Raw genomic sequence first — 17495 nt, forward strand, 5'->3', positions numbered from 1 at the left:
AGGTTGCCCGGTCCGCGCGGGCCTCCGCCTCCCTGGGGCCTGGGGGTGGTCGGCGTTAGCGTGAGGCCGTGAGCACGACGTACACCGAGGTTCCCGCACCGGCCGCCCTCGCGGGCGATGTGCGCTGCCTGTGGCGGTCGTCGTTCGGCGGCACTTCGCCGATCCTTCCCGACGGGTGCCTGGACATCGTGGTCGCGCCCGGCGAGGTGATTGTGGCCGGCCCCGACACCGGGCCCTGGGAGTCGCCGTACGACCTCGGCGCTCCCGTGCACGGACTGCGGTTCGAGATCGGGCGGGCAGCCCGGGTTCTCGGCGTGCCCGCTGAGGAGCTTCGGGACCAGCGGGTGGGTCTCGCCGACCTGTGGGGTGCGGCCGGTGCGCGGGCAGCGGCGCGGCTGGTCGAGGATCCGGGCCACCTGACCGAGATCGTGGCTCGGCGGCTCGGCGGCTCGGGGATCCGCGAGGCGGACCGGGAAGTCGATCACGTGGTGCGGGTGCTGGGCGCGGGCGGGCGGCGGGTCCACGATGCCCTGGCGGGGCGCCCGCTGGGCGAGCGGCAGTTCCGGCGGCGGTTCAGCGCCGCGGTGGGCTACGGACCGGCGATGTTCGCCCGGGTCGCCCGGCTGGTACGCGTCCGGGACCTTGCGCGGCTGCACCCGGGGGCCACGCTCGCCGACCTCGCCGCCACGGCCGGTTACACCGACCAGGCGCACCTCGCCCGGGACTGCCGGGGGCTGGCCGGTGCCACGCCGAGCGCCCTGCTCCGGCCCGGCCCCACCTGGATCCGAACGCCGTCTCCGGCCCGGGCTCGCGGCCCGGATCCGAGGCGTAACCCTGGGCTCGACCTGGGCTCGGGCAGGACGTCCGTTTCGTACAAGGCGGGCGTCGGCGCCGAACGATAACTTCCTGCCATGACCTCGCCAACCGATCCCCAGGCCGGCACCTCGGCAGCGGTGGACTTCGACCGGGCCCGGGCCTTCATCGGGTCCGAGGGCCGGATCCTCGAACGCCGACTCGCCCAGGTCCACCTCGACGCCGACCGGTCCGCCGCACCCGCCGTCATCGCCGCTCTGCGCGCCCACCTCAACCCCGACGGCGGCTTCGGCCACGCCCTCGAGCCGGACGCCCGCACTCCGGACAGCCAGCCGCTGTTCGCCGACTTCGCCCTCGACGTGCTGGACGGCCTCGCCGTCGCCACCGGAGACCCGGACCCGGCTCGCGACCTGCTCGCCGACACCGGCGGCTACCTCGCGAAGGTGGCCACGGACGGCGGCGGCGTACCCATCGTGCTGCCCACGGTGGCCGCCCACGCGCGGGCCGAGCACTGGGGCGCGGGTGAGTTCCCGGCCGGGCTCAATCCCACCGCCGCGCTGGCCGGGCGGTTCCGCGCGCTCGGGATCGACCATCCCTGGGTCGAGGACTCCGCCGCGTTCTGCTGGCGGCAGCTGGAGGACCCCGCCGCGGTGGCCGACGCGCACACGGCTTTGTGCGTGCTCCGGTTCCTGGAGACCGAACCCGACCGCGGGCGCGCCGAGCCGGCCTACGACGCGTTGGGTGCCCGGCTGGGCGAGCTCGCGTTGTTCCAGCTGTGGCCGGGCAGCGGCTACGGCCTCACGCCACTGCAGTTCGCACCCCACCCGGACAGCCCTCGCCGACGGTTCTTCCCCGACGACGCCGTGGAGGCGCATCTGGACGCGCTCGCGGCGGCGCAGCAGGCCGACGGCGGCTGGCCGATCTCCTGGGACGCGCCGGGTGAGACGGCGACCCGGGAGTGGCGCGGGATCGTCACACTCGGCGCACTGCGCGTACTCAGGGCGTACGGCCGGGCCTGACCGCTACCTCCTCGTGCCGTCCCGGCTGGCCACCATCGGGCATCGGCTCGCCCTGGGCACCGACTCCTCGTCAGGCTCGTAGGGGCTGCCCGCGTTGGCAGGCCCAGTGACCGGTCGGGCGGCTGCTCCGCTCGACGGACGGACGACACGAGGAGCGCATCACCGTGGCACTGCGGTTGATTCATGTAGGCATCGGCGGGTGGGGCGGCGACTGGGCGGTCAACGCCGTTCCGCGCGTACCCACCATCGAACGCGTCGCGGCCGTCGACGCCGATCCGGCCGCGCTGGCCAAGGCACGCAAGCGAGCCGGAATACCCGAGGAGCAGTGCTTCACCTCCCTGGGTGAGGCGATGGACAAGGTGCAGGCGGACGCGGTGCTGGTCACCGCGACGGTCGGAGCACACGTCCCGCTGGCGGTCGAGGCGCTGCACGCGGGCAAGCACGTGCTGGTGGAGAAGCCGTTCGCTCCCACGGTCGCCGAGGCGCACGAGGTGCTCGCCGCGGCGGAAGAGGCCGGCCGCACCGTGATGGTGAGCCAGAACTACCGCTTCTACCCCGCTGCCCGCACCGCCGCCCGGCTGGTCGCCGACCAGGCGCTCGGCCGGCTGGGCACGGTCCACATCGACTTCCGCAAGTGGGCAAACAGCGCGCCGGAAGCGGGCCACCGCCACTACCGGCTCGTCCATCCGCTGCTGTACGACATGGCGATCCACCACTTCGACCTGATGCGGCTGGTTCTCGGCCAGGACCCGGTGTCGGTGTACGCGCAGGTCACCGACCCGCCGTGGAGCCGGTTCAAGGAGGAGGCATCGGCCGTACTCACCGTCGCCTTCGACGGGGGCAGCGTGGTCAGCTACCGCGGCAGCTGGGTGAGCTCGGGTGAGCCCACGCCCTGGTCGGGTGTGTGGCACCTGGAGTGCGAGGACGGCGAGATCTACTGGACGGGCCGGGACGGGCCCGCGGGCTCGGCCGAGGGCGACGACATCCGGGTGACCCGGCGCGGCGACGACGGCCGTACCGCCGAGCCGGTGACGATGCTCGACGTGCCCTACATCGGCCGGGCGGGATCGCTGGCGGAGTTCGCCCGTGCCATCGAGGCCGGCGAGGAGCCGGAGAGCTCCGGGCGCCGCAACCTGGCCAGTCTCGCGCTGGCCGAGACGGCGGCACGTTCGGTGGTGTCCGGCCAGGTGGAGAAGGTGACCTGGGGCAAGGACTGATCCGAACCCGCACCGACCGCACGGGCTGAACCGATCTCGTGGGGCCGACCTCGATCACGAGGGCGGCCCCACCACCGGAGCGGCGTTGGACCTCCTTCGGGCCTGATCGCCCGGAGGAGTTCCTTCTTTACCTCTCTTTGACTACATTCCGTCCACATTCGGTCAGGTTTTCTTCCGCCTGAGCGTCGCCTGGTTGACGGGCGCCCCGCGACAGGATCCAGAATGGCGGCCGCTTTCCTTTGGTTCATCTGATGGTCAGCTGAATCTGCGCGACAGCGCTCGAGTGTCCGTACGGAAGTTCGGAGGATGCATGGCCACGTCTTCGCAGCAGAGAACGGAGACGGCCCCCAAGCCGCCCGCCGGCGCCAGCCGGGCGCGCTACATGGTCTTGTGGATCGCGTTCGCCGGACTGACGCTCAACTACCTCGACCGGGCGAACCTCGCGGTGGCGCTGCCGTTCATGCAGGACAGCATGCACATCGAGCTCAGCCACGCCCAGCAGGGACTGATCTTCGGAGCGTTCTTCTGGGCGTACGACGGGTTCATGCTGCTCGCGGGCTGGTTCGCCGACCGGGCCGGGCCACGGCGGGCCCTGACGTTCGCGGCGGTGTGGTGGTCGATCTTCACCATCCTCACCTCCCTCGCCCGCGGCTTCTGGTCGCTGTTCGCGGTGCGCTTCCTGCTCGGCGCCGGTGAGAGCCCGGCCTACCCGGCGGCCACGAAGGCCAACTCCCGCTGGTTTCCCCGGCACGAGCGCGCCTTCGCCGCAGCGGTCGTCGACTCCGGGTCGCGGGTCGGAAACACTCTCGCGCTGCCCATCGTCACCGGTCTGATCGCCCTGGTCAGCTGGCACTTCTCGTTCATCGTGCTCGGCGTGGTGGGCGTGATCTGGGCGTGCGTCTGGTACCGCTTCTACCGCGACCCCACCGAGCACCCCCGCGCCAACGACCTGGAGCGCGAGTACATCCTGGCCAACGGCGCCCGACTGGACGAGACCGACGACGCCGACGCGCCACAGGTCAAGTGGCGTTCGCTGTTCCGCTACCGCACGGTGCGCGGGATGATGCTCGGCTTCTTCTGCCTGAACTTCGTCATCTACTTCTTCCTCACGTGGTTCCCGACCTACCTCAAGGACGCCCGCGGGATGGACCTGGCACAGATGGGCACGCTCGGCATGGTGCCCGGCATCTGCGCGGTGCTGCTCGGCTGGCTGGCCGGACGGCTCGGTGACCGGGCGGTCCAGCGGGGTGCCGACGTCACCCGCGTGCGCAAGACGGTCATGGTGGGCGGCCTGCTTGGCGGGGCGGTCATCGTGTTCGCCGCGATGGCGACGTCGATCTATCTGGCCCTGGTGTTCCTGGCCTTCTCCTACACGAGCCTGGCGGTCGCCGCCACCGGCATCTGGTCGCTGCCCGGCGACGTCGCGCCGAGTTCCCGGCACGTCGCCTCGATCGGCGGGATCCAGAACTTCGCGTCCAACATCGCCGGCATCATCAGCCCGTACGTCATGGGCGTCCTGCTGGACATGTACGAGGGCAACTACCTGCCGTCGTTCCTGGTGGCGGCCATCATCGCCGTGATCGGTGCCTTCACCTACGCGTTCATCGTCGGAAAGGCCGAACCGCTGCCCCCGCTGCCTGCCCGCCGCTGAGCGGATGGCCGGATGAACCGGATGTCCGGACAGGGCCTGCCCGGGCCCTGTCCGGTCTCACCGACCGGCCACACCGACCGGCCCAGCTGACCGCACCGACTGACCGGGCGTCAGACCAGTACACCCACCAGGGTGAGGAGTCCGGCGGCCAGCAGCGCCACCGCCCAGATCAGGTCGAGGTTGATCCAGGCCGTTCGCAGGATGGCAAGGCCGACGAACTGGTAGACCACGAACGCGATCACCGCGCCGACCGCGAGCATGGCCGCGGTGTGCACACCGGCCGCCAGCAGGCCGTGCACCGCTGCCTCCCCCAGGCCAGCGGTGCGCTGAGCGGAGCCGGCAGCCGAGACCGCCGGCTCCGTTGCCGTGGCGTGCCCCAGGTGAGGCACCGGACCCGCACGTCCGCCGGAGGCCAGGACGGGTACGAGCATCAGGCCGGCGCCGTGCACCGACGCCATCAGGAACGACCACGACGCCAACTGCCAGGCGGACAGCCGCATCCCCACCCAGGCGAAGTGACGCTTGGACAGCAGCCGCCACGTTCCCATGCCGACCAGCGCCACACCGCCCGCGACGGCCACCACCCGGGTCGTCCAGGTGGACGCACCAACCGTCACCGCCACCGCGACCGCGGCGATCGAGGCGAGGTGTCCGGCACCGATCGGGGCCAGCGAGCGCGCCATCGCCCATCGGCTGCGTTCCTGCAGCCCGATCGCCACCGCCAGCAGCCACCCCATGGCGGGGTTGAGTCCGTGGAAGGCGCCGAGGCCTGCCAGGGCCAGGGTCGTTCCCAGTGTCATCTGGTCATCGCGACGACGGCGATCAGTGCGGCCCGACGGTCGTCGGCGGCGGCACTCCTCGGCAGGTTCGGCAGCAGGGGCGGCACCGGAGCAGACATCGGGGACGGCATCACAGCAGGCATCGACTCAGGCACCGGAACAGGCCGTCATCAGGGGAAGCAGTAGGAGTCCGACGAGGCGTCGCCGCCCTGCAGCCGGATCTGGTGCACCCGGCGGCCCCGGAAGTCCGAGTCGTGCGGGAAGAACCGCTCGTCCGGGGTCAGCCCACCGGTGCGCGGGTCGACGTCGAGCTTGGCCACCCAGGCGCCCACGCCGTCGGGATAGAACTGGTCGTCCCACGCGCCGTAGAGGGAGTTCGAGACGTACACCCGGGCGCCGTCGCGGCTGACCTCCACCATCTGCGGACCGCCGGACAGCGCGAGTTCCGGCGCGGCGGGATGTGGCGTACGCCGGACGACACCTCCGAGCCGGACCGATCCCGTCTTCCGCGGATGCTCGGGGTCGGTGACGTCGTACTGCAGCAACTCCCCCGTCCCCCAGGCCGAGACGTACAGGAACCGGTCGTCGACCGACAGGTCGATGTCGGTCACGAGCGGCGGCACCGCACCGAACGGCTGCAGGGCGGGCGGCAGGTCGGCTGCGTCCGCCGGCTCGGCCGGGATCTCGATCACCTTCCGCACCGCGAACGCAGAACCTTCACGCGTCCACAGCCAGACCGACGCGGACAGGTCCTCCGTGCTCACCACCACGCCGACGAAGCCGTACTGCTTCCTCGGGTCGTGGGCGGGCCGCAGCTCCAGCGCCATCTGGTGCTGCGCGCCGAGGTCGACGGTCTGGATGTTGCGTCGTCTGCGCAGGTCCCAGAAGTGCAGCCGATGGCCGTACTTGTTGGCCAGCAGGAGCTCGGGAACCACGCCGTTCTCGATCATCGACGGCGTGCCCCACTCACTGGTCACCGCGACGTCGTGGCCGATGTGCCACCACAGGTCGTAGGCGAGGTACTGGTCGCCGCGGTCGGACTCCCAGGGCCCACGCACCTCGAACGTGGTGTGGTCCAGGATCGCGACCCCGCCCGGCCCCTCCTCGCCGTGGCCGCCGAGCGCGGACACGTAGATGCCCTCCGGCCCGCAGTGGATGGTGTGGGGGCGGGAGTAACCGGCCCGCTTGCCGAGTTCGTCGGCCTCCAGCACCTTGACGACTCGCGGGCTGGTCGGGTCGTCGCGGGTGTCGATGACGTAGATCCGGGACGAGCGGATTCCGGGGACGATGAGATAGCGGCGTTCGACGTGGGGGTGCGCCGCCGTCGGGCACAGCGCGCTGCTGCAAGCGTTCCAGCCGAAGTGGTGCACCTCGTCCCCGAGGTTCGGCAGCTCCGTCCAGCCGACCACCTCGCCGTAGGTGGCGGAGGTCTCGTCGACGTCGAGCACGGCCAGCGCGTCGGGCTTGTCGGCCGGACGGGCGAACGCCGCGACGTAGGCGAGCTTCTCCACCGGTGCGGCGGCCGCGTCACGCGGCGAGGGATAGAACGTCGGGTCCGGGGTGAACCGCGGCACGTCGACCACTCCTGTCGGACGAGACAGACAAACGAGGCGCAGACAAACGCGTCGGACCAGCGAGCCGTGACAGCGAGGTGGAACAGCGCCCGTCCCGACTCCGGCGACCCGGCAACCTTGTCACGCCGCGCGACCGCCGGGCAACAGTCGCCACGGCGTGACCCGGGCTCACTTCTCCAGGTGGCCCCAGCTGTCCCAGTAGGTGATCTCCTCGACCGGGCGGCGCTTCGCCGGCTTGAAGTCGGCGCCGATGGTGTAGGCGACCGGCAGCAGGGCGGCCTGGGTGACGTCGGGCGGAATGCCAAGCAGCTCCGCGGTCTCCTCCTCGTGGGCGAGGTGGAACGACGTCCACGCCGAGCCGAGGCCGCGCGAGCGCAGCGCGAGCTGGAAGCTCCAGATGGCCGGGTGGATCGAGCCGAAGAAGCCGGCGGCGTGCCGGACGTCGGTGATGCGCCCCTCGATGCACGGGATGACCAGCGCGGGGACCCGGTCGATGACCTCCATGAGGTAGCGAGCCGAATCCTGCACGCGGTCCTGCTGGGCGCCGCGCGACTCCGCCTGGCCGACGGCGCGCATGTAGGCGGCGCCGCCGGAGCGGTAGAGCTCGCCCAGCCGGGCGCGCTTGTCCTGGTCCGTCACGATCACCCAGCGCCAGCCCTGCTGGTTGCTGCCGGTCGGCGCCTGGATCGCGAGCCGGAGACAGTCCAGCAGCACCTCCCGCGGCACCGGGCGGTCGAGGTCGAGTCGCCTGCGGACCGCCCGGGTGGTGGTGAGCAGGTGGTCGGTGGCCTGGGTGTCGATGGGTGCAGACATGCGTTCGACCCTACCGACGGCCAAGTGATCGTCCGGCCCCGCGCCGTGGTGGCGCGGCGCCCGGCCGGACGTGCCTCCCGCCTTCCTACGCCCTCCTGGTCTTTGCCGCCTTCTTCGCCGCCGGAGCCTTCTTCACGGTTGCCGTCTTCCGGGCACCCGCCGCGGGCTTGGCGGCGGGGGCCGCCTTCTTCGTCGCCTTGCGGGCGCCGGTCGACTTACCTGCGGCCGCCTTGGAAGCCGTCGCCTTTGCGGTGGCGGCCTTGGTCGCCGTCGACTTCGTCGCGGTCTTGGAGGCGGCCTTGGTGGCCGTCGACGTGGTGGTGCCGCGGGCGGCGCCGGTGGACCGGCTCGCCGCGGACGCCGCCCGCACCGACCCCCTGCCCGCGTCGACCGACGAGGCGGGCAGCACGTGTCGCAGGAACTGCCCCGTGTAGCTGGTGTCGTCGGCGGCGATCTCCTCCGGCGTCCCCTCGGCAATCACCTCACCGCCGCGGTTGCCGCCCTCCGGACCGAGGTCGATCAGCCAGTCGGCGGTCTTGATCACGTCGAGGTTGTGCTCGATCACGATCACGGTGTTGCCCTGGTCGACCAGCCTGCCGAGCACCCCGAGCAGCTTGCGGATGTCCTCGAAGTGCAGCCCGGTGGTCGGCTCGTCCAGGACGTACAGCGTGCGCCCGGTCGACCGCTTCTGCAGCTCCGACGCGAGCTTGACCCGCTGCGCCTCGCCACCGGACAACGTGGGTGCGGACTGACCCATCCGGACGTAACCCAGGCCCACGTCGACCAGCGTGCGCAGGTGCCGCGAGATCGCCGGGATGGCCTCGAAGAAGTCCAGCGCCTCCTCGATCGGCATGTCGAGGACCTCGGAGATCGTCTTGTTCTTGTAGTGGACCTCGAGGGTCTCCCGGTTGTACCGGGCGCCGTGACACACCTCGCAGGGGACGTAGACGTCCGGCAGGAAGTTCATCTCGATCTTGATCGTGCCGTCGCCGGAGCACGCCTCACAGCGCCCGCCCTTGACGTTGAACGAGAACCGGCCCGGCAGGTAGCCGCGGATCTTCGCCTCCGGCGTCTCCGCGAACAGCCGGCGGATGTGGTCGAACACGCCGGTGTAGGTGGCCGGGTTGGACCGCGGTGTGCGGCCGATCGGCGACTGGTCGACGTGGATCACCTTGTCGATGTTGTCGGTGCCGGTGATCTTCTGGTGCCGGCCGGGCACCTCACGCGCGCCGTAGATCTGCTTGGCGAGCGAGGTGTAGAGGATGTCGTTGACCAGGGTCGACTTCCCCGAGCCGGACACGCCGGTGACCGCGATGAACGTGCCGAGCGGGAACGACACCGTGACGTCGCGGAGGTTGTGCTCCCACGCCTTGTGCACGGTGATCTGCCGCTTCGGGTCGATCGGGCGGCGCAGGTCGGGGATGGGGATCGACCGGCGGCCGGAGAGGTACTGCCCGGTCATCGAGTCGGGGTGGTCGTACAGCTCCTGGACCGAGCCGGTGTGCACCACCTGGCCGCCGTGCTCGCCGGCACCCGGGCCGATGTCGACCACCCAGTCGGCGGTGCGGATGGTGTCCTCGTCGTGCTCCACCACGATCAGGGTGTTGCCGATGTCGCGGAGCCGCACCAGGGTCTCGATCAGCCGGTGGTTGTCGCGCTGGTGCAGGCCGATGGACGGCTCGTCCAGCACGTACAGAACGCCGACCAGCCCGGACCCGATCTGGGTCGCCAGCCGGATGCGCTGCGCCTCACCGCCGGACAGCGAGCCGGAGGGCCGGTCGAGGGTGAGGTAGTCCAGCCCGACGTCGAGCAGGAACCGCAGCCGCTCGCCGATCTCCTTGAGCACCCGCTCGGCGATCTGCTTCTCGCGCGGGCTGAGCTCCAGGCCGCGCAGGAACTCCGCGACGTCGCCGATCGGGAGGGAGGACGCCTCTGCGATGGACCGGTCGCCGATCGTCACGGCGAGCGAGATCGGCTTCAGCCGCGAGCCCTGGCAGGTCGGGCAGGCCACCTCGCGCATGTAGCCCTCGAACCGCTCCCGGCTGGAGTCGGACTCCGCCTCGGAGTGCCGGCGGGAGACGTAGGAGATCACCCCCTCGTAGGTGGTGTAGTACGAACGCTCGCGGCCGTAGCGGTTGCGGTAGCGGACGTGCACCTGGTCGGGGTAGCCGTGCAGCAGCGCCTTGCGGACCTTCGCCGGCAGGCGCTCGAACGGGGTGTCGGTGCGGAACCCGATGGTGGTGGACAGCGCCTCGATCAGCCGACCGAAGTAGTCGGTGACGTGCGCACCCGCCCACGGTGCCAGCGCGCCCTCGTCCAGGCTCTTCGTCGGGTCGGGCACCACCAGGTCGGGGTCGACCTCCATCCGGGTGCCCAGGCCGGTGCAGTCCGGGCAGGCACCGTAGGGAGAGTTGAACGAGAACGACCGGGGCTCGAGCTCCTCGAAGGACAGGTCGTCGTCGGGGCAGTACAGGTGCTCCGACCAGACCCGCTCGCGGTGGGGGTCGTTCTCCGGCAGGTCGACGAAGTCGAGGGTGACCAGCCCGCCGCCGAGGTGCAGCGCGGTCTCGATGGAGTCGTTCAGCCGCCGCTTGGCCGAGCTCTTCAGCCCGAGCCGGTCGACAACGACCTCGATGGTGTGCTTGCGCTGCTTGTCGAGCTTGGGCACCTCGCCCAGCGGATACACCTCGCCGTCGACCCGGACCCGCGAGTAGCCCTGGGTGGTGAGCTGACGGAACAGGTCGGCGTATTCGCCCTTGCGGCCGCGCACCAGCGGTGCGAGCACCTGGAAGCGGGTGCCCTCGTCGAACTCCAGCACCCGGTCGACGATCTGTTGCGGTGTCTGCCGGGCGATGGGGCGCCCGCACACCGGGCAGTGCGGGTGGCCGATCCGGGCGTAGAGAAGCCGGAGGTAGTCGTAGACCTCGGTGATCGTGCCGACCGTGGACCTGGGGTTGCGGGAGGTGGACTTCTGGTCGATGGAGACCGCGGGAGACAGACCCTCGATGAAGTCGACGTCGGGCTTGTCCATCTGGCCGAGGAACTGCCGGGCGTAGGCCGACAGCGACTCGACGTAGCGGCGCTGGCCCTCGGCGAAGATCGTGTCGAACGCGAGGCTCGACTTGCCCGACCCGGACAGGCCGGTGAAGACGATGAGGGCGTCACGCGGCAACTCCAGGGACACGTCCTTGAGGTTATGCTCGCGGGCACCGCGGATGATCAGCTGGTCGGACACGTGGCGGTTCCGTCCTCGGCAGCGGGATTGGTGGTCTGTGGTCGGTCTGTGATCGATCGGGGTCTGTCTGGCGTGCGTGCCGGTGATCGAATCAGCAGGTCAGCGGACCGGTGCGGGCCTCGGCCGGCCGGTCGGTGAGTGGGTTTTGTCAAGGCTTGGCCATGCTAGCCCCGCCCACCGACAAGTCCTCCGACAAGCCCTCGCGGCCGCCTCGTTCCGTCACACGCGCTCACCCCGAGTCTTCCTCGCCTGGCCATGTGCGGCCACACGGGGCCGGTATCCCCCTCCGGGTTGGACTTGCCCCCGGCGCACCCCGAAAGAATGGTCGGAACCGCAAAATAACCGCCGAGGCGTCGCATCGGTTCCGATCACCGTCAACCGGGTCGAAGATCCGGTTCGTGCCCGGCTCGGCCTGCTCGTCCCCGTACAGAATGGGTTTCGATGATTCGTATCGCCATGCTCAGCTTCTGGCACGTCCACGCCCTCGGCTACGCCCGCCAGGCCCAGGAACACCCGGGCACGGAGATCGTGGCCGCCTGGGACGAGGACCCGGCACGCGGCCGGGCCGAGGCGGACAAGCTGGGTGTCCCCTTCCACGAGAACCTCGCCGACGTCCTCGCCCGCGACGACGTGGACGCGGTGATCGTGGACACGCCGACCAACATCCACCCCGAGGTGATCAGCGCCGCCGCGCGGGCCGGCAAGCACATCTTCACCGAGAAGGTGCTCGCCCTCACCGTTCGCGAGTGCAACGAGATCCTCGCCGAGGTCGACAAGGCGGGCGTGGCGCTGATCCTCTCGCTGCCCAGGCTCTACCACGGCTACACCAAGGCGATCCAGGAGGTGCTGGACGGAGGCCACCTCGGTGACCTCGCGGTCGTCCGCACCCGGCTCTCCCACGGCGGCGCGGTCGGCGAGGGCTGGCTGCCGGAGCACTTCTACGACCCCGAGCAGTGCGGCGGCGGCGCGCTGATCGACCTCGGTTGCCACCCGATGTACCTCACCCGGCTGTTCCTCGGCGCCATGCCGGAGTCGGTGAGCGCGAGCTACGGCCACGTCACCGGACGCCAGGTCGAGGACAACGCGGTCGCCGTGCTCCGCTACCCGAGCGGCGCGCTCGGCGTCGTCGAGGCCGGCTTCGCCACGACGTACTCCCCCTTCAGCATCGAGATCCACGGTACGAAGGGCAGCTTGCTGTTCGGTACGCCCGACCAGAAGCTGCTGGTGCGCAGCCCCGGGCACGAGGGCGGCGAGAAGTGGGTCGAGCTTCCCGTCCCCGACAACGAGCCGGACGCGTTCGAGCAGTGGGTCCGGCACATCGGCGAGGGCACCCGGCCGACCGCCAACGTCGAGATGGGCGTGGACCTCACCCGGCTGATGGAGGCCGCGAACCACTCGGTCGCCGTCGACGGGCCGGTACGCATCGACAGCGTGACCGGCTGAGCATCGTACGACCTGACCAGACCCCCCCACCTGACCCCGAGCTGACCCGGACGACCGTCCGGACGAGCGGAGATCGGCAACGTCGCCGAGATCCCGTACATCCTGACCGCCGGAGACCCTGTGGCACCTCCGACCGGCCGGGACCGCGCGTCAACCCGCAGTTGCTACCAGGAGGATCTCCCCAATGACCGTGAACGTCGGGCTCATCGGCTGTGGCGGCATCTCCAACCCGCACGTCCGTGGCTACCTCGAAATCCCCGACCGGGCGAAGGTGACCGCGGTCGCCGACGTGGTCGAGGAGAACGCCCGCACCCGCGCCGAGCAGGTGGGCGGCGCGCAGGTCTTCTCCGACTACCGCGACCTGATCGCCACCGCGGGTGTCGACGCGGTCGACATCTGCCTCCCGCACCACCTGCACGCGGACGCGATCCTTGCCGCCGCCGAGGCCGGCAAGCACATCCTGTGCGAGAAGCCGCTGTGCATCACCACCGACGAGGCCGCCAAGATCACCCAGGCGGTCAAGGCCAACGGCGTGACACTCATGTGCGCGCACAACCAGTTGTTCATGCCGCCGGTGGCGAAGGCCCGCGAGCTCATCCAGAGCGGTGCGCTCGGCAAGGTCTACGAGCTGCGGACCACCGACAGCTTCTTCAACCGCGGCCTGAACGCCGACATGGGCTGGCGCGGCAGCCTGCAGACCGCCGGTGGCGGTGAGCTGATCGACACCGGCTACCACCCGACGTACCTCCTGCTCCACCTGGCCACCGCCGAGCCGTCGGAGGTCGTGGCGATGACCAGCCGGCACCGGCTGGAGATGGAGGGCGAGGACTCCGCCCAGGTCATGGTGCGCTTCGCCGACGGCAGCGTGGGGACCATCGTCACCAGCTGGGCCTACCAGCCGGCGGCGGTGACCGAGAAGTTCTCCGTGGTGGCGGAGAAGGGCACGCTGTGGAGCGACGGCAGGACCCTGAACCACCGCACCATCGACGGCCAGCTCACGACGGTGGAGTTCCCGGAGGTGCACGCGTTCTCCGCGGAGATCGCCGACTTCATCACCTGCGTCACCGACAAGCGCCGGCCGATCAACACCGAGGTCGAGGGTGTGCACGTGCTGAAGGTCATCCTCGGCGCGTACGCCTCGGTGAAGGAGAAGCGGGTCGTCACCCTCGCCGACCTGTGATCTGAACGGCGTACCGAGGTACGCGACGTAGAACCGAACGAGGCCCGGCCCGCGCGAGCGCGGTGCCGGGCCTCGTCGCGTCCGGAACCCGTAACCGGGCCTCCCCGGCGTCAGAGCCGGGTGAGCCGGCGGGCGTACCAGTCGGTGCGGGCCTGCGGCTCGACCGGGACCACCTGCACCCGCGCGCCGAGCACAGTGAGTCCGCTGGGGCGGGCCAGCACCGGCTGGAGGTAGGCGGTCACCACCTCCGGCAGGTCCTGCGCCAGCCGGGCCACCCGGTGCAGCAGGTCCTCCAGCGCGGCGACGTCGGCGTGCTCGCCTCCCCGGTGGCCGAACAGCAGGGGAGCCGCGCGCACCTCCCGGACCATCTCCGCCGCGTCGACGTCGGTCAGCGGCGGGATGCGGTAGGCCAGGTCGCCGAGCAGGTCGGTGGCCACGCCCGCGAGGCCGAACGACACGATCGGGCCGAACATCTGGTCCTCCGCGCACCCGATCACCACGGGTACGCCCGGCGCGGCCATCTGCTGCACCACGAACCCGGCCCGCTCCGGCTTGCCCATGGTGCCCGCCATCGTCGCCCAGGCGTCCCGCATCTCCGCCTCGGTGTCGATGTTGCGCCACACGTCGGCCATGTCGGGGCGCTGGCGAAGGTGCGGCGCGGTCGCCTTGAGGACGACGTTCCAGCCGAGCCGCCCGGCGGTGCCGACCGCCTCGTCGGCGGACCCGACGGGGTACGCCGGCCAGATGTCGATGCCGTAGCAGGACAGCAGGTCGTCCAGGTCCTTGTCCTCGACGTCGCCGCCGTCGGGCCGGTCGGCCAGCACGTTCGCGACGATGGACCGGGCGCGGTCGTCGTCGATGCCTTCCAGCGGGGGGATCCGCCCGCGCGGGCTGGCCCGCCATTTCGCGTACGCGGTCACCTTGGCCAGCGCGCGCACGCCGGCGTCCGGCGAGGGGTAGGAGGGTACGGACCCGCGGACCGCCACGCCGTTCTCGTCGTAGCGGCGCAGGGGTTCGGGTACGCCCTGGCTGCCGAGGAACGTCACCACCACCGGCTTGGTGCTCTCCCCCGCCACCCGGGCGATCACCTCGGCCACGTCGGCGCCGTCGCGGTCGACCGGGGAGACCCACACGGCGAGGACCGAGTCGACCTCCCCGTCGTGGACCACCTCGCCCAGCGCGCGTTCGAAGTCCTCGGCGGTGGCGTCGGGCGGCAGCGCACCGGCCTGGCGGACGACGGTCAGCCCGGCCTCCGCGGCGGAGTCGGCGGCCAGCATCCCGAGGGAGTCGGAGTTGCCGACGATGGCGAGGTCGTCGCCGGCCGGCAGCGGTTGGTAGGCGAGCACCTGGGCGACGTCGAGCATCGCGTCCAGGGTGTCCACCAGGATCACACCGGCCTGCCGGAACATCGCGTCAACCGCGGCTTGCGGCACGGTCGTACGGTGCACCGTGTGGCCGATCGGCACGCCCTGGGTGAACCGGCCGGACCGCACCGCCACCACCGGCTTGGTCTGCGCGAGTCTGCGGGCCACCCGGCTGAACTTCCGCGGGTTGCCGATCGACTCCAGGAACAGCAGCACCACCTCGGTGGCCGCGTCCTCGCCCCAGTACTGCATGAGGTCGTTGCCGGACACGTCGGCGCGGTTGCCCGCGGACACGAACGTCGACAGGCCGAGGCCGCGCCGGGCGACCGTCTCCAGGATGACCGAGCCGAGCTCGCCGGACTGGCAGAAGAAGCCGACCGCGCCGCGCGCCGGGACCACCGGTGACAGGGACGCGTTCAGGCACAGGTCCGGCGCGGTGTTGATGACGCCGAGCGCGCTCGGCCCGATCACCCGCAGGCCGTACGCCCTCGCCAGCCGCGCAAGCTGGCGTTGACGTTCGCGTCCCTCGCGCCCGGTCTCGGCGAAACCGCTGGAGACGACGATCAGCCCGTGCACACCCTTGGCGGCGCAGTCGATCACCACGTCACGGACGGCGTCGGCGGGTACGGCCACCACGGCAAGGTCGATCTCGCCCGGGACGTCGAGCACGCTGCCGTACGCCGGCACGCCGGCCACCGCCCGCGCGGTCGGGTTCACGGCGTACACCGGCCCGGTGAAGCCGCCGAGCACCAGGTTGCGCACCAGCGCCTGGCCCACCTTGTCCCGCGACCGGCTGGCGCCGACCACCGCGATCGACCTCGGGGTGAGCAGGCGCTCCACCGAGCGCGCCTCGGCCCGGTGCTCGCGGGCACCCATCACCGCCATGCTCATCGCGGTGGGCTCGATCTCCAGCGCGAACGTGACGACGCCGTCCTCCATGTCGCCGGTCACCTGATAGCCCGCCTCGCGGAAGACCACGGCCATCCGGCGGTTCTCCGGGAGCACCTCGGCGGTGAACTTCTCGATGCCGTTCTCCCGCGCGGCCTGGGCGAGGTGCTCGAGCAGGACACTGCCCACTCCCCGGCCCTGGTGGGCGTCCTGTACCAGGAACGCCGCCTCCGCCTCCCGGGGGCCGATCCGGTCGTAGCGGGCCACGGCGATCATCTCGTCGCCGACGGTCAGGATGAACGCCACCCGGTCGCGGTGGTCGACCTGGGTGAAGCGTTCGACGTCGCGGTCGGACAGGTGGGGGTAGGGCGCGAAGAACCGGTAGTACTTCGATTCGTCGGACACGCGTGCGTAGAAGGACACCAGCAGGTCGGCGTCGTCGGGCCGGATCGGCCGCAGGAGGGCCGTGCCGCCGTCGCGGAGCACGACGTCGGCCTCCCAGCGGGCGGGGTACGGCAGCTCGGCGGTCACAGGGACGAATGTAGCCGCGGTCCCTTCGACCCCCGTCCGGTCGGGGTCCGGTCACGGTTCGGTTCAGCTCATGAACATCCCGCTGGTGACGTTGACGAACGTGCCCGTGATCGCCCCGGCCAGGTCCGAGGCCAGGAACGCCGCCGTACCGGCCACCTCGGCCAGCCGCGGGGAGCGCCGGGTCATCCGCATCTGGTGCAGTTGCGCCAGCAGGCCGGCGAACGCCTCCTCGTCCAGCTGCATGCCGGGGTTAACGGCGTTCAGCTTCTCCCGGCTGAACGTCTCCGGCAGCCCGGCCGTCCAGATGCCGACCACCCGCACACCCTGCGGCCCGATCTCCGCGGCCAGGTTGCGGACGAAGGTGTCGGTGGCCGCGTCGGCCGGACCGGTGCTGCCCATCATCGGGCTGCCGTGCGACGAGCCGCTGTTCAGCGCGAGGATCGTACCGGACCCCTGGGTGACCATGTGCCTGGCGGCCGCGCGGGCGGTGACGAAGTTCGTTGTCAAGCGTGTGTTGACAGCGCGCAGAAGGTCGGCCGTCGTCATGTCGACCAGCGGGATTCCCTGTACGTCGCCTCCCGGTACGAGGTTGAAGGACACGTCCACGCTGCCGGCCCGGGCGACCACGGCCCGGACGTGCTCGTCGACCGCGCCCTCGTCCAGCGCGTCGACGACGGCGACGTCGGCCTGACCTCCCGCGGCGGAGATCTCCTTGGCCACCCGCTCCAGGCTGTCGCGGGTACGTCCTGCGAGGAAGACCCGGGCGCCCTCGCGGGCGAACGTGGTGGCCGTCGCCGCGCCGATCGACCCGCCGGCGCCGTAGATGATCGCGGTCTTGTTCTCCAGCAGCATGTGCCTTGCTCCGATTCGTACGTGAGGTTCGCGGTGTCTCGCCGGGCATTCGCCGACTGACACCGACACTAGGGACGTACGCGCACCACCGAATCCGTACCGGCATCAGTACTTCCGTACGCCAGTACTTCCGTAC

General features: G+C 71.0%; 12 protein-coding genes. 6 read left to right on the forward strand and 6 right to left on the reverse strand.

Annotation, left to right across the window (positions count from 1 at the left end):
* Positions 1–68: 68 nt before the first annotated feature.
* The 4 genes from ABZV93_RS13015 to ABZV93_RS13030 all read left to right on the forward strand — a co-directional run bounded on the left by ABZV93_RS13015 (position 69) and on the right by ABZV93_RS13030 (position 4700).
* The gene (locus ABZV93_RS13015; RefSeq protein WP_354934240.1) at positions 69–902 is read left to right on the forward strand and encodes a helix-turn-helix domain-containing protein; all 834 of its coding nucleotides are present in this window, start codon (positions 69–71) and stop codon (positions 900–902) included.
* A gap of 9 nt (positions 903–911) precedes the next feature.
* On the forward strand, positions 912–1832 hold the full coding sequence (locus ABZV93_RS13020) for a hypothetical protein (protein ID WP_354934243.1): 921 nt from the start codon (positions 912–914) through the stop codon (positions 1830–1832).
* 164 nt (positions 1833–1996) lie between these two features.
* On the forward strand, positions 1997–3049 hold the full coding sequence (locus ABZV93_RS13025; RefSeq protein ID WP_354934246.1) for a Gfo/Idh/MocA family oxidoreductase: 1053 nt from the start codon (positions 1997–1999) through the stop codon (positions 3047–3049).
* Positions 3050–3359: 310 nt separating this feature from the next.
* A complete protein-coding gene (locus ABZV93_RS13030; protein WP_354934249.1) occupies positions 3360–4700 on the forward strand; it encodes an MFS transporter in 1341 nt (446 codons plus the stop codon).
* Positions 4701–4810: 110 nt separating this feature from the next.
* On the opposite strand, the gene ABZV93_RS13035 is transcribed toward ABZV93_RS13030, so the two are convergent.
* The 4 genes from ABZV93_RS13035 to uvrA all read right to left on the reverse strand — a co-directional run bounded on the left by ABZV93_RS13035 (position 4811) and on the right by uvrA (position 11101).
* Positions 4811–5500: a hypothetical protein gene (locus tag ABZV93_RS13035; protein WP_354934252.1), complete on the reverse strand. Its 690-nt coding sequence runs from the start codon at positions 5498–5500 to the stop codon at positions 4811–4813.
* A gap of 149 nt (positions 5501–5649) precedes the next feature.
* Positions 5650–7053: a selenium-binding protein SBP56-related protein gene (locus tag ABZV93_RS13040; protein WP_354934255.1), complete on the reverse strand. Its 1404-nt coding sequence runs from the start codon at positions 7051–7053 to the stop codon at positions 5650–5652.
* A gap of 168 nt (positions 7054–7221) precedes the next feature.
* Positions 7222–7866 carry a nitroreductase family protein gene (locus ABZV93_RS13045; RefSeq protein WP_354934258.1) on the reverse strand — a complete coding sequence of 215 codons (645 nt, stop codon included), beginning with the start codon at positions 7864–7866 and terminating at the stop codon, positions 7222–7224.
* Positions 7867–7951: 85 nt separating this feature from the next.
* The gene (gene uvrA, locus ABZV93_RS13050) at positions 7952–11101 is read right to left on the reverse strand and encodes an excinuclease ABC subunit UvrA (RefSeq protein ID WP_354934261.1); all 3150 of its coding nucleotides are present in this window, start codon (positions 11099–11101) and stop codon (positions 7952–7954) included.
* A 441-nt stretch (positions 11102–11542) separates the two neighbouring features.
* Here uvrA and ABZV93_RS13055 point away from each other — a divergent pair, with 441 nt between their 5' ends.
* Positions 11543–12544, forward strand: a complete 1002-nt coding sequence (locus ABZV93_RS13055) for a Gfo/Idh/MocA family oxidoreductase (RefSeq protein ID WP_354934264.1) — start codon at positions 11543–11545, stop codon at positions 12542–12544.
* Between the two features lie 184 nt (positions 12545–12728).
* On the forward strand, positions 12729–13724 hold the full coding sequence (locus ABZV93_RS13060; protein WP_354934267.1) for a Gfo/Idh/MocA family oxidoreductase: 996 nt from the start codon (positions 12729–12731) through the stop codon (positions 13722–13724).
* Between the two features lie 110 nt (positions 13725–13834).
* Here ABZV93_RS13060 and ABZV93_RS13065 read toward each other — a convergent pair whose 3' ends face one another.
* Both ABZV93_RS13065 and ABZV93_RS13070 read right to left on the reverse strand, forming a co-directional pair.
* Complete coding sequence (locus tag ABZV93_RS13065) at positions 13835–16507, reverse strand: bifunctional GNAT family N-acetyltransferase/acetate--CoA ligase family protein (RefSeq protein ID WP_354934270.1); 2673 nt, start codon at positions 16505–16507, stop codon at positions 13835–13837.
* A 63-nt stretch (positions 16508–16570) separates the two neighbouring features.
* Entirely contained in the window at positions 16571–17359 is a 789-nt protein-coding gene (locus tag ABZV93_RS13070; RefSeq protein ID WP_354934273.1) for an SDR family oxidoreductase, read from the reverse strand.
* Positions 17360–17495 lie beyond the last annotated feature (136 nt).

This window comes from Actinopolymorpha sp. NPDC004070, assembly GCF_040610475.1.
In the GTDB taxonomy this organism is placed as follows: Bacteria; Actinomycetota; Actinomycetes; order Propionibacteriales; family Actinopolymorphaceae; genus Actinopolymorpha.